Source organism: Arcobacter iocasae (assembly GCF_042214795.1).
In the GTDB taxonomy this organism is placed as follows: Bacteria; Campylobacterota; Campylobacteria; order Campylobacterales; family Arcobacteraceae; genus Arcobacter; species Arcobacter iocasae.
Genome location: NZ_CP090177.1, coordinates 1,221,530 through 1,234,507, shown reverse-complemented (window position 1 = coordinate 1,234,507; position 12,978 = coordinate 1,221,530). Strand labels below are relative to the sequence as shown.

Genomic DNA, 12,978 nt, shown 5'->3' with positions numbered 1-12,978 from the left:
TTTTATTAAATATACAAGTTCTAATTTGTGAAATCTTATTATTTGAATAGTAAATCAAAATATAGAATTCACCAAGTATTTAATTTCTTATACATATATTTAGTGTCAATTTGGTGGCATAATGATTTTTTTTGATAATTTAACTATATTGAGATATTTTGGACATAAAAAAAGGGCCTCTATTTCTAGAGACCCTTTTAGGTAATAGTGAACTATTACAGTCTAGATTCGTATCTTCTAAGCATATACAATCTTTTAAGCATTTTTTTCTTAGCATTAATTTTTTGTTTCTTTCTCTTTTCAGTCATAGGTTCAAAAAATCTTCTTGCTCTTGTTTCAGTAACGATTAGGTTTCTGTCACATTGCTTTTTAAATCTTCTATAAGCTTCGTCGAATGATTCGCTATCTTTAACTTTAATACCTGGCACTATAATCACCCTCTTTCTTTTAAAATTTAGGGTTGCATTATATTTAAATAATACTTAATTTCAATTTAACCATATTTTGATATAATCACTTAATTAAAGAATATTAGGAAAAACATTGAATTTAACACATCTAGATGAAAATAATAGACCTAAAATGGTAGATGTATCTGATAAAAAAGATAGCACAAGAGTCGCAATTGCTTCTGGTCAGATATCTATGTCTCAAGAAGCATATGATGCAATTATCAGTAATAATACTAAAAAAGGTCCAGTCCTTCAAACAGCGGTTATTGCTTCAATTATGGGTGTTAAAAAAACAAGTGAATTAATACCCATGTGTCATCCTTTATTATTAAGTGGAATAAATTGTGATGTTGAAGAATTACCTAGTTTACCTGGGTTTAAATTGATAGTTACTGCTAAATTAAATGGACAAACTGGTGTAGAGATGGAAGCTTTGACTGGTACTAGTATTGGATTACTTACAATTTATGACATGGTAAAAGCTATTGATAAATCAATGGTTATTTCTAATATTCAATTAGAGAGTAAATCTGGTGGGAAAAGTGGGGACTTTAAGAGATGATTGATTTAAATAAGCATAAATTAGAACTGGATTATCCATGTTCTTGGGTTTATAAAGTTGTTGTTGTTGAAACTGTTAATATAAAAGAAGTTGTAAAAGAAGTTATAATTGAAAGAGAACATAAATTGACTGAATCAAAAGTTAGTTCGAAGGGAAAATTTAAAAGTTATACTTTAGACTTACTTGTTCATAATGATGAGGATAGAAAGATGATTTATGAGCTTTTAGGTAATCATAGTGATGTAAAAATGGTTTTATAAAGAAGAAAAGATGAATAGAAGAGAATTTTTAGACAAAGCAAAAAACTTAGCAATTTGTTCAACCATATATCCAATAATTGGTAGTGCAAGTTCTACTGATATATTTGAGGAGAAAGCTTTTTCTCCTAAAGATATGATTGTCAATAATAACAGTACTTTAACTATATCAAAAGATGTTTTTTTAGAAGAGAAATATCACATACCTTTTAAAAATGTTCAAAAAAAGATTAATTATATTCAACATTATGTTGGATATGGAAATTTTAATATTATATCTTTTGATGAAGCTATAAATATTTTAAGATATTCTAAAAATTATACAATATTTACAAAAGAAGAGTTAGCTTTTATTGAACATATTTTTTATTATGAACCAACTTATCACGGCTTTTATGGTGATAGAACAACTAATGACTTAACTGCATCAATTAATAAAAAAGAGATAGAAAAAATACCATATACAGGGCATTATATCTTCAAAGGAAAGCCTAAAGAAGCATATCTAAAAATGAAAGATGATATTGGACCAACTATTTATTTGACATCAGGAGTAAGATCTGTTGTTAAGCAAATGAAACTATTTTTAGATAAATTAGATTCTGTAGATCTTAATTTATCTATGGCCTCAAGATCAATTGCGCCACCAGCATTTACCTACCACTCTGTTGGAGATTTTGATGTTGGTAAAAAAGGTCTAGGTGCAGCAAACTTTACAGAAAAGTTTTCATATACGAGTGAATTTTCACAAATGAAAACATTAAAATATATTGATATGAGATATACAATTGGAAATAAGGATGGAGTAAGGTATGAACCTTGGCATGTTAAAGTTATTTAGAGTTTTTTTTATTTTTTTATTTTTACAGAATTTATATGCACATAGCAGTGATTTAAATTTTAAATTTATTAAAAAAGGTGTACAAGATAATAATACACTTTTAATAGTAGGTGGTATTCAAGGTGATGAACCTGGTGGTTTTATGGCAGCATCTTTAATTGCAACACATTATGAGATAACAAAAGGTTCTGTTTGGATTGTTCCTAATTTAAATTTTACATCTATTATTGAAAGATCACGAGGTCCTTTTGGAGATATGAATAGAAAATTTGCATATATTTCTAAAGAAGATCCTGATTATGTTGATGTGGAAAGAATAAAAGAGTTAATTACAAAGCCTGAAGTGAAACTAATAGTAAATTTACATGATGGAAGTGGATATTTTAGAAAGAAATTTATAGATAATTATCATTCTCCTTATAGATGGGGACAAAGTTCAATTATTGATCAAGCTAGTGTAAATGTTCCCGTATATGGAAATCTTGCTGAAATCAGTAAAGAAGTTTGTGAAAAAGTAAATGCAAACTTGATTAGAAAAGAAGATATTTATCATACTCATAATACAAAAACAAAACTTGGTGATAAGGAAATGGAGAAAACATTAACTTATTTTGCAATAAACAATGGTAAAGCAGCTTTTGGAAATGAAGCAAGTAAAGAGTTACCAGTTCATGAAAGAACTTATTATCATCTTTTAGCTCTTGAAAAGTATATGAATATTATGGGAATAGAGTTTAAAAGAAAATTTGATTTACAACCACTTGCCCTAAGAGATGTTATAGATAATGATATCTATATCTCATTTTACGATGATAAAATAAAAATTCCTTTATCAGATATAAGAAATTATATAAGTTATTTCCCTACAAAAAAAGATGGAACAATAGATTTTAAACCAAGTAGTCCAGTTATGACTGTAATAAAAAATAGTAATTCTACTTATTCAATACATTATGGAAATAGAAGATTATCTATTTTAGAACCAGATTATTTGGATGTAAGCGAAAAGAAAGAAGATATAAAATTTAAAATCGATGGCGAAGAGAAGCAAATAAAAATTGGTTCATTGGTTGATGTATCAAACAGTTTTTTAGTTTATCCAAATGATTATAGGGTAAATGTTATTGGTTATGTTAATAAAGCTCACAAAAATGAATCTGGCCTTGAAATTGAAAAAGATGAAATTCTTCAAAGATTTTCATTAGATGTAAAAGGTCAAATATATAGAGTAGAGTTTTATAATAAAGATGATAATAAGTTCGCAGGAATGGTACTGGTGAAGTTCCCAAAAAAGCTTTATAAAGAGGTAGTTTTAAATGAGGCTGGCGTAAAACCAGCTTCATTATAAGATATTATAAATCAACTAACTCTTTTTTTATTTTCTCTTGGTTTATTTTTTTGATGGCAGATTTGTAAAGTTCTTCAACTCTGTCTATCTTCTCATCAATTAATTCACAAATTTGTTCAAAATCTTGTCCTTCTTCTGAAGCTACAAAAACTTTATACTCTTTTTTTGTAAATTTTCTTTTTAAAATTTCTTTTAACTCTGTCTCATCTTTTAATTCTCCAACAAGTTTCTCTATATTGCAGATTAGAGCCTTCTTAAAATTCATTTACTTTATTCCTTTATCCAATCATTTAAATTTGTTATGTCATCGTATGAAGTCATATCTAACATTATAGGAGAAATAGAGATAAAATTTGCTTTTATGGCTTCAAAATCACAATTTAATTTTTCACTCTCTTCCCAAATCAAAGGATGAAGCCCTATCCAATAAAATTCTTCACCCCTAGGACTTAGGTGTCTGTGGGTGTCATTGCCATATATTCTATATCCAGCTTTTGTTATTTTAAAGCCTTTACAATCATCTTCGTGTATTGGAGGGATATTGATATTTAGAAATTTTCTATCTTCTAAAGGGAACTCTTTTTTAAATATTTTTTTAACAATTGTAGCGATTGCTTTTTTTGCCAAATTAAAATCTTCTTTTGGATCAATACCACCAGGTAAGTCATTAAATACTTGTGATATTGCAATTGCAGGAATTCCTTGTAAAGTAGCTTCCATAGCTGCAGCTGCTGTTCCACTATATGTAATATCTTCTCCCATATTAGAACCAATATTTATACCACTTATTACTAAATCGGGTTTATACCCTTCTTTAAATAAATTATTCAAAGAAATAAACACACAATCAGTGGGTGTTCCATCATCAATTTTGTAATAATCATCATCAACATTTATCATTCTAAGGGGTTTATCAAGGGTAAGTGAGTGACCACAAGCTGATTTATTTCTCGCAGGTGCGACTACAGTTAGTTTTGCTAAAGGGCTTAGTGCTTTGATTAGTGCTTTTAATCCTACTGCATCAAAGCCATCATCATTTGTTAAAAGTATTTGTTTCATTATGCTATAAAAACTCCATCTAGTGATTTTATTAAGCCTTCTATATTTGAAGTTACTTTAAATCCAGTGTCAAGTTCTATATCAGCTAATTTTGATTTTACCAATAATTTTAACTCTCTTTTCCCTTGATTGTGTGCAATAATTTCAAAAAGGTCATACATTATTTTATCATCATCTGTAAAATTAACTGCCACAGTTATTGGTGGTTCTTGGATTGCTTTTTGTTTTGTTTTGATTTTTTCTTTTCTTGCTTCTTTTAAAGTCTCTATTTTTCTTAAATTGATTCTAGTAAACTGGTCATCTTTTGAAATTCGCACTTTAAATGCAATTGGTTCACTTAAGTCAAAATCTTCTCTTAATTCTTTTAATCTATCTTCAAATAGCATTAATTCAATATTTCCATGTAAGTCCATAAGACTTAAGATTGCAAATTTATTACCTTTTTTAGAGATTCTTTCATTAATTGTTTCAACTTTTCCAATAAATAAAGCTTCACTTCCATCTCCTAAATCTTCAATTTCAGATGATAGGGTATAACTTATTCCATCTAATTGTTCCCTATATTCATCAAGGGGATGCCCAGATACATAGAAACCTAAAGATTGTTTTTCTAATTCTAATAACTCTTTTAATTCATACTCTTCAAATTTTTCAAGTTGAACTTCAACTTTTGTAAGCTCTTTAGAATCTCCAAAAAGTGACCCTGTTGCCATTTTTTTAGCAGCCATTGCTTTTCCAACAGTTTCATTTATAGTCTCAATTTGTTCTAAAATTGATCGTCTTGAGTATCCAAAAGTATCAAATCCACCAGCTTTTGCTAAAGATTCAAATACTCTTTTATTTACTTTACTTCCATCAACTCTTGAGATGAAATCTGCAAAGTCTTCAAAGTTCCCATTTTCATTTCGCTCTTTTAAAATAGACTTAATAGCAACATCTCCAGCACCTTTAATGGCACCCATTCCAAACATTACTACTTCTTGTCCATCAATTTTTTTAGGAGCAAACACAAGGTCTGATTTATTAATATCTGGTGGGAAAAGGTCTAGTTTTAATCTTTTTACTTCATCAACATATTTTACAACTTTATCTGTATTATCTTTTTCTAGTGTTAGCAGTGCAGCCATAAATTCTGATGGATAATATTTTTTTAAATAAGAAGTATAAAATGTCACAAGGGCATAAGCCGCTGAGTGAGATTTATTAAATCCATATCCAGCAAACTTTACAATTAAGTCGAACAGTTCTTCACAATGCTCTTTGACAAAGCCCTTTTTTACTCCACCAATTGCAAATTCACCTTTTAGTCTATCCATCTCTTCTTTAATCTTTTTACCCATTGCCCGTCTAACTAAATCGGCACCACCAAGACTAAATCCACCAATTGTTTGTACGATTTGCATAACTTGCTCTTGGTAAACGATAACACCATATGTTGTTTCAAGTATGGGTCTTAAAGGAGCATCAAATTCATCATAGAAATAGTTGATTTCAGCTCGACCATGTTTTCTATCGATGAAGTCATCAAGCATCCCAGACTCCATTGGACCTGGTCTATATAGTGCAAGAACGGCGATAATATCCTCAAAGTTTGATGGTTTTAGTCTTTTACATAAATCTTGCATACCATCTGACTCTATTTGGAATAATCCAATTGTATTCCCTGTTTGAATTAGGTCATAAACACCTTTATCATTTACATCAACAGTTAAGAAATTTACTCTTTTGCCATGTCTTTTTTCTATTAGTTTATTTGCTTCTTCAATAACAGTTAGGGTCTTTAGACCCAAGAAGTCAAATTTGATTAAATCCACATCTTCTACATATTTACCATTGTACTGAGTAGCTAAGGTTTCCATTCCTGAGGGTTTAAAAAGAGGTGTTTTATTCCAAAGAGGTTCATTTGAAATAACAACTCCCGCTGCATGAGTTCCTGCATTTCTATTTAGTCCTTCAAGGGCTATTGCAAAATCCCAAACTCTTTTTGCTTGTGGATTTGAATCACAAAGTTCTTTTATCTTTGGTTCTTTTTCATATGAAGAGGTTAGGTTAATCCCAAGTTCATCAGGAATAAGTTTTGCCATTGCATCAGCTTGAGAATAGGGCATGTCAAGAACTCTAGCAACATCTCTAATAACCCCTTTTGCAAGTAGTTTACCAAAGGTAATGATTTGGGCAACATTGGCTCTTCCATATTTTTCAATAACATAATCAAGAATCTCTTGTCTTCTAGCTTGACAGAAATCCATATCGATATCTGGCATCGATACCCTTTCAGGATTTAGAAATCTCTCAAAAAGTAAACCATAAGGGATAGGGTCAATATCTGTAATTGCTAAAGAAAAAGCAACTAAACTTCCAGCTGCAGATCCCCGTCCTGGACCTACTGGTATACCCATTTGTTTTGCAGCAATTACGAAATCCCAAACGATAAGCATATATCCTGGGAATTTCATACTATTGATAATGTCTATTTCTACTTGCAATCTATCTTTGTACTCTTGATGTCGTTCTTGTGGGACTATTTCAAGTCTTTTCTCAAGTCCTTTCCAACATTCGTGTACAAATAAAATTTTGTCGTTTTCTAAAGAATATTCTAGTTCTGGTTCTGGTAGAGTTAATCCTTCTTCTTGTGACTTTTCTCTTGTAAATTTAAAGTTAGGAGGAGTTGGGTCTCCTAGTTTTATCTCTAAGTTACATTTTTCAACTATTTCTTGAGTTGCAGCTATTGTCTCTGGAATATCTGCATATAGTTTTGAAATTTGCTCTGATGATTTTAAATAAAACTCATGAACACTATGTCTTAGTCTATTTGGATCATCATAAAGTTTATTCATGGCAATACACATAAAAGCTTCATGAGCTTCAGCATCTTTTTGTTTTAAGTAGTGAGTATCATTTGTGGCAACAACTTTTATACCTGTCTCTTTTGATATTCTTAAAATCTGGTCATCAATAAAATGTTGGTCAGAAATACCATGTCTCATAATTTCTAAGTAAAAATCATCACCAAATATCTCTTTATACTCTAAAGCAATTTTTTTTGCTTCTTCATACCCTTTTGCACCATTTTTTACATTTCTTTCACTTTGAGTATTTAGGTGCCAGTTTACTTCACCTTGTAAACAAGCTGCACTACATACAAGTCCTTCACTATTTTCTCTTAATATTTTTTTATTAATTCTAGGGTAATAATAGAACCCATGCATATAAGCTTGACTAGTCAAAAACATCAAGTTTTTGTAGCCTTTTTCATTTTTTGCATATAAGCATAGGTGAAATCTTTTTCTATGTGATTTATCATCTAATTCTTCAGAATTGTGAATATAAGCTTCCATACCAATAATTGGTTTGATGCCTTCTGCTTTCATAGCTTTATAAAAATCAATAGCTCCAAACATATTACCATGGTCTGTCATGGCAACACTTTTCATTCCTAAAGCTTTGATTTTTTTTGCTAAATCTTTTATTTTATTAGCACCATCTAAGAGCGAATATTCTGTGTGTAGGTGTAAGTGCGTGAATTCTGGTATTTGTGACATAATGATTCTTTTCTTGGATATTTATTAGGGGATTATAACTTAAAGAATCTATTATTTAAATGAATTTAAATGATTACTTGCTTCTTTATATCCTAGCTTAAATAGTTCATCCAATCCATCAAAAGTAAACATTTTTGTCTCTCTTAATTCATTGGTTGTGATATAAATATCTGTATGTTTTATTGCATAATCAATATTTAGATGCCAAGTTTTAAATATTCTTTTTTTTACTAAATTTATTGGATTGTAATTTTTTTGCAAACTTCTTTCTTTTCTTGGTAGAAGGTCAAGGGCACAGATTTTATAATTTTTATTTAATAGTGGTTCAACTGGTATATTATTTAACAATCCCCCATCAAATAATTTTCTATTCTCAAATTTTAAAGGTTTGAATAATGGAATCAAAGCAGAAGAAGCTATACATAAGTTCACTACATCACCTTTATCATAATAGATTAGCTCTTTATTTTTGTAATCATAAACACAAATATATAAATGTTTTGGAATATCTTCGATTTTAGCTATTGGCAATAACTCTTTTATTAAAGGATTTGTTGTATCGATTTTAAGTAAACCATTTAGATAAGGGTTAAATTTTATACATTTCTTTAGCTCTTTTGATTTGAATATTTTTAATTGTTCTAAAGGAGAGATTCCACTTGCATATGAAGCTGCAATTATTGAGCCAATTGAACTTCCACTAAAAGCTTCAAACTTAATATTTTGTTCATCAAAAAAAGCTAATGCACCTAAATGAAAAGCACCTCTTGCTGCTCCACCACTTAGGCAAAGTGCCAATTTAGTCATGTTTTTTACCAAGTAATAATTTCAAATTTACCCTCATAAGTCTCCACAAGTGCAGTGCATGATTCGACCCAATCACCACAGTTTTTATATTCAATTCCTTCTATATCTCTTTGTTCTGCTTTATGAATATGTCCACAAATGATACCATCATAACCTTTGTGTTTTGCATGGTTAGTTAAAACTTTTTCAAAATCATTTATAAAATTAACAGAACTTTTCACATTATCTTTTATAAATTTTGATAGTGACCATTTTGAATTGATTTTAAAAGTCTTTCTTATTCTATTTATTATAAAGTTTATATAAAGTAAAAAATCATATCCGTAATCTCCCAAAATAGCTAACCACTTTTTTGTCATAGTAATCGAATCAAAAAAATCACCATGGGTTACATAATAACTTTTTCCACTTATAGATATATACTCAAACTCATTAGAAACTTCTAAATTGTCTCCTAAAATAAGTGGAACAAAAGGTCTTAAAAATTCGTCGTGATTGCCAGTTATTAGGTACACATTTGTACCTTTTCTAGCTTTTCTTAGAACTTTTTGTATAACATCAGAATGGGCTTGAGGCCAAACAAATTTTCTTCTTATTGACCAACCGTCAATAATATCTCCCACTAAAAAAAGATTTTCACTTTCATTATCTTTTAAGAAGTCAATTAGCTTTTCGGCTTGAGAAAATCTTGTACCTAAATGTACATCTGATATAAATATTGATTTGTATTTCATAATTAGATTTTAATTATATATGGTTACATTATGGCATCATTTTAGTAATATTTTTGTAACCATTACTTGATAATATATTTGAATGAATAATGTAAATATAGTTTTATTTAGTGATACAGTTTATGACTTAAATGGAGTATCTAGATTTTTAAATGATTTTGCAAATATCTCAAAAGATGAATTTAAAATAATAACATCTACTAAAAAGAGTTCTTTTCCTAAGAAAAAATCTATTTATAATGTTAAACCTTTTTTTAGAATATCTATGCCTTTTTATAAAGAGTTAGATTTGGTATTCCCCAATCCATTTAAAATGGCAAAATTATTAAAAAAATTCTCTCCTCATCTTGTGCATATTTCCACTCCTGGACCAGTTGGAATAATAGGCTCAATATTAGCCAGACTTTACAAAATACCAAAAGCTGGAATATATCATACTGACTTTCCTGCATACATATATAAAAATACAAATTCAAAAATTTTTAGATATATTTCAACGTATTATTTGAGATTCTTTTATAGTAATTTTGAGGCAATTTTTGTTAGAACCCAAGAGTATAAAAGTATTGTAATGAATGATTTGAAAATAGATGAATCAAAAATATTTATTTTAAAATCAGGAATTAATACAGAAAGCTTTTCTCTTTCTTTTAGAGATGTAAATATCTGGGATGATTATAAAATAAGAATGAATAGTATGAAGTTCTTATATGTGGGAAGAGCAACAAAAGAGAAAAATATAGAGTTTTTAATTGAACTTTTTAAAAAGGTATATTCTTTAAAATTAAACATAGATTTAATCATTGTGGGAAATGGACATTTTTTAAAATATAAAGAACAGTTGAAGAAATATAATATTCATTTTTTAGGAATGAAACTTGAAAAAGAGTTATCAAATATATATGCTAGTTCTGATGTTTTTATTTTCCCTTCTACTACAGATACTTTAGGACAAGTTGTTATGGAAGGTATGAGTTCTGCTCTTCCTGTGATTGTTACAAATAAAGGGGGACCAAAAGAGATTGTAAAGGCTTCCAATAGTGGATTTATTTTGGATATCAATGATGATAAAGAGTGGATTAACACTATTGAAATACTTTATGAAAATAAAAATTTATATAAAAGATACTCACAAAATTCTGTTTTATTTATGAAAGATAAAGATATAAAAAATAGTTTTGAAGATTTTTGTGATAAAAATAAATTAATCTGTGAAAACTCTTATTTCTCTTCCATAACAAAATCTAAAACAATGTTGTTTTCTTTTGAACTTATATACTCTTTACATCTATTTATATAAAGCCTATTTATTTTAGAAGGATGAGTATCTTCAATTTCCTCAAAAATAGTTTTACTATCAGTGAAGTTTTTATTTTGATAGCATTTAATAGCTTTTTCATAATCTTCTTGGACATTCTCAAACTCTTCAAACTCTTTAGGTAATAGGACTTGATAAAGTTTTATTGAGGTACTTTTCCCTTTTACAATAACACTTGCTAAATATTTCAAATGGTAATTGTCTTTTAATAATATTTTTGTAGATTCAGAGATTAGTAACTCTACTCCAAAATATTTACTAAGTCCTTCAATTCTTGAGCATAGATTTACATTGTCTCCAATAATCGTATAATCACTTCTTCCAGATGAACCCATCTCCCCAACAACTGCAAGTCCTGTGTGAATTCCTATACCTATTTGAATAGATAAATTAAAATCTTTTTTAAGTTCATTATTAAGTACTTCTAACTTTTCAAGTTGACTCAAGGCACTTTGAACTGCTTTATCCGCATGATTTTCCACATCACAGGGAGCATTCCAATATGCCATAATCGCATCACCTATAAACTTATCAATTGTTCCATGGCTCTGAATAATTACTTCGCTCATTGGTTCAAAATACTTATTAAGTACTTCAATTAGTTTTTGTGGAGATTCAAACTCTTCAGAGATATTTGTAAACCCTCTTATATCACTAAAGAAAATAGTTAGCTCTTTTTCTTTAGCTTTAAAATCATTATTATCATTTGATAACAGATCATTGGCAACTTCCAATGAGACTTTTTTTGCAAATTTATCTTTTATGAACTCTTTTTGTTTTTGCTCTTTTTGATAATTGATATAAAAAGCACTTAGGCTTGTTAAAATAATTGAGACTATTGGATAAAAAAGATTTAAAATAAGACCTTGGGAGAAGAGCAAATAATAATAGAGTGAATAAAGAATAGTAGATAATAAAAGAATAACAACAATAATGTCAGTAGATGATAGAAAAAGTAAAAGTGTTCCTAAAACTACAGTTAATATAAATATAACTAAAATATCAATAGCTTTTCCAAATGTTGGTTCATATAAAAAGTCACCTTTTAAAATATTGTCAATCATATTTGCATGTATCTCAACTCCTGGTAGGGCTAAATCGTATACTGTTGAACGCAAATCTGCTAAAGTTGTAATCGAACTTCCTATTAAAATAAATTTTCCATTTATATCTTTTGGATCAAAATCACCATTTAAAATATCTAAAAAGGAGATATATTTAAAACTTCCTTTTGCCCCTCTAAAATTTATTCTCATAAAACCACTATTATCTGTTGGTATATCAATATTTGAAAGTTTTACACCAGAAATAGCATAGTTATCTTGAACTATCTTTACACTTGAAGTATTACTTGCAATACTAACCATTTCAAAAACCAAAGAGGGATAGATTTTGTTTTTGTATTGCAATAATAAGGGCATTTTTATAATCTTGCCTTGTTGATCATTAAAAGCATTAAAAAAGCCAGATGAATAAGCATTTTCTTGTATTGGAGAGATATTTGTAACTACATTTTCAAAGTTTAAAAGATGAGGTGATGCTGCAGGCGTAAATTTTGTAACAGGAACTGGCTTAGTATTTTTTGATAAATCTTTTGTAAAATAATATCCTAAAACTGTAGGCGTTTGGTAAATAACAGCGGCTAAAAGCTGGTCATTATCTCTAAATTCCCCTTGAATATTTAATTTTTTTGCCATATAAGAAGGAGAACTTCTATCTGATTCTGAAAATATAATATCAATGCCTATAATTCCAGCTCCTGCATTTGTAAGGTTAGCTAAAACTTGTGCCATATGGTCTCTACTAAAAGGCCATTGTCCAAGTTTATTTATAGATTTTTCATCAATATTAATTATTACTACTTTTTTTGTAGTGGGAATTTCACCTCTTATTTCAAAAAATACTTCTCTAATTTTTTCATCAAAGTTGCTAATTGTTTTAGTAAAATTTAAATAGCAAAAAACGAGTAATATAAAGGTTATAAAAAAGAATAGTATTTTATGCTTAATAAAAATTTTCATCGCTTATGATATAATAATTGTACTAAATTATTGTTTG

12 protein-coding genes are annotated in these 12,978 nt (G+C 28.7%); 5 read left to right on the top strand and 7 right to left on the bottom strand.

All coding sequences use genetic code 11. The annotated features are described in order from the left end of the window. Positions 1-215: 215 nt before the first annotated feature. Positions 216-428 carry a 30S ribosomal protein S21 gene (rpsU, locus tag LXN10_RS06195; protein ID WP_013136837.1) on the bottom strand — a complete coding sequence of 71 codons (213 nt, stop codon included), beginning with the start codon at positions 426-428 and terminating at the stop codon, positions 216-218. A gap of 115 nt (positions 429-543) precedes the next feature. Here rpsU and moaC point away from each other — a divergent pair, with 115 nt between their 5' ends. Genes moaC through LXN10_RS06175 form a run of 4 tightly spaced genes read left to right on the top strand, consistent with a single transcriptional unit; the run spans position 544 to position 3,460 of the window. Beyond that, positions 544-1,014, top strand: coding sequence for a cyclic pyranopterin monophosphate synthase MoaC (moaC, locus tag LXN10_RS06190; RefSeq protein WP_375725002.1), 471 nt, complete (start codon positions 544-546; stop codon positions 1,012-1,014). After that, positions 1,011-1,274, top strand: coding sequence for an HP0495 family protein (locus LXN10_RS06185; protein ID WP_375725001.1), 264 nt, complete (start codon positions 1,011-1,013; stop codon positions 1,272-1,274). Before moaC ends, LXN10_RS06185 begins: the two co-directional genes overlap by 4 nt. A 10-nt stretch (positions 1,275-1,284) precedes the next feature. After that, complete coding sequence (locus LXN10_RS06180; RefSeq protein ID WP_375725000.1) at positions 1,285-2,112, top strand: M15 family metallopeptidase; 828 nt, start codon at positions 1,285-1,287, stop codon at positions 2,110-2,112. Then, positions 2,096-3,460: a M99 family carboxypeptidase catalytic domain-containing protein gene (locus tag LXN10_RS06175; RefSeq protein WP_375724999.1), complete on the top strand. Its 1,365-nt coding sequence runs from the start codon at positions 2,096-2,098 to the stop codon at positions 3,458-3,460. The genes LXN10_RS06180 and LXN10_RS06175 overlap by 17 nt, the downstream gene beginning before the upstream one ends. A 4-nt stretch (positions 3,461-3,464) precedes the next feature. Here LXN10_RS06175 and LXN10_RS06170 read toward each other — a convergent pair whose 3' ends face one another. Genes LXN10_RS06170 through LXN10_RS06150 form a run of 5 tightly spaced genes read right to left on the bottom strand, consistent with a single transcriptional unit; the run spans position 3,465 to position 9,602 of the window. Then, positions 3,465-3,725 (bottom strand): hypothetical protein, encoded by a 261-nt coding sequence (locus tag LXN10_RS06170; protein ID WP_013136833.1) that lies wholly within the window; start codon positions 3,723-3,725, stop codon positions 3,465-3,467. A gap of 5 nt (positions 3,726-3,730) precedes the next feature. Beyond that, positions 3,731-4,519, bottom strand: coding sequence for a 5'/3'-nucleotidase SurE (gene surE, locus LXN10_RS06165; RefSeq protein WP_375724998.1), 789 nt, complete (start codon positions 4,517-4,519; stop codon positions 3,731-3,733). Further along, the gene (gene dnaE, locus LXN10_RS06160; RefSeq protein ID WP_375724997.1) at positions 4,519-8,061 is read right to left on the bottom strand and encodes a DNA polymerase III subunit alpha; all 3,543 of its coding nucleotides are present in this window, start codon (positions 8,059-8,061) and stop codon (positions 4,519-4,521) included. The genes surE and dnaE overlap by 1 nt, the downstream gene beginning before the upstream one ends. Before the next feature lie 51 nt (positions 8,062-8,112). Continuing rightward, positions 8,113-8,868 carry a patatin-like phospholipase family protein gene (locus tag LXN10_RS06155; protein ID WP_375724996.1) on the bottom strand — a complete coding sequence of 252 codons (756 nt, stop codon included), beginning with the start codon at positions 8,866-8,868 and terminating at the stop codon, positions 8,113-8,115. A 5-nt stretch (positions 8,869-8,873) separates the two neighbouring features. Next, positions 8,874-9,602: a UDP-2,3-diacylglucosamine diphosphatase gene (locus LXN10_RS06150; protein ID WP_129100755.1), complete on the bottom strand. Its 729-nt coding sequence runs from the start codon at positions 9,600-9,602 to the stop codon at positions 8,874-8,876. Positions 9,603-9,684: 82 nt separating this feature from the next. Here LXN10_RS06150 and LXN10_RS06145 point away from each other — a divergent pair, with 82 nt between their 5' ends. Then, positions 9,685-10,902, top strand: a complete 1,218-nt coding sequence (locus LXN10_RS06145; protein WP_375724995.1) for a glycosyltransferase — start codon at positions 9,685-9,687, stop codon at positions 10,900-10,902. Here LXN10_RS06145 and LXN10_RS06140 read toward each other — a convergent pair. Further along, positions 10,824-12,941, bottom strand: a complete 2,118-nt coding sequence (locus tag LXN10_RS06140; protein ID WP_375724994.1) for a CHASE2 domain-containing protein — start codon at positions 12,939-12,941, stop codon at positions 10,824-10,826. The genes LXN10_RS06145 and LXN10_RS06140 overlap by 79 nt on opposite strands. Between the last annotated feature and the right edge of the window lie 37 nt (positions 12,942-12,978).

Excerpts from the sequence above, each read along its gene's own strand:
- LXN10_RS06185 (WP_375725001.1), top strand. The coding sequence starts at position 1,011 with ATGATTGATTTAAATAAGCATAAATTAGAACTGGATTATCCATGTTCT.
- LXN10_RS06180 (WP_375725000.1), top strand. The coding sequence starts at position 1,285 with ATGAATAGAAGAGAATTTTTAGACAAAGCAAAAAACTTAGCAATTTGT.
- LXN10_RS06175 (WP_375724999.1), top strand. The coding sequence starts at position 2,096 with ATGTTAAAGTTATTTAGAGTTTTTTTTATTTTTTTATTTTTACAGAAT.
- LXN10_RS06170 (WP_013136833.1), bottom strand. The coding sequence starts at position 3,725 with ATGAATTTTAAGAAGGCTCTAATCTGCAATATAGAGAAACTTGTTGGA.
- surE (WP_375724998.1), bottom strand. The coding sequence starts at position 4,519 with ATGAAACAAATACTTTTAACAAATGATGATGGCTTTGATGCAGTAGGA.
- dnaE (WP_375724997.1), bottom strand. The coding sequence starts at position 8,061 with ATGTCACAAATACCAGAATTCACGCACTTACACCTACACACAGAATAT.
- LXN10_RS06155 (WP_375724996.1), bottom strand. The coding sequence starts at position 8,868 with ATGACTAAATTGGCACTTTGCCTAAGTGGTGGAGCAGCAAGAGGTGCT.
- LXN10_RS06150 (WP_129100755.1), bottom strand. The coding sequence starts at position 9,602 with ATGAAATACAAATCAATATTTATATCAGATGTACATTTAGGTACAAGA.
- LXN10_RS06145 (WP_375724995.1), top strand. The coding sequence starts at position 9,685 with ATGAATAATGTAAATATAGTTTTATTTAGTGATACAGTTTATGACTTA.
- LXN10_RS06140 (WP_375724994.1), bottom strand. The coding sequence starts at position 12,941 with ATGAAAATTTTTATTAAGCATAAAATACTATTCTTTTTTATAACCTTT.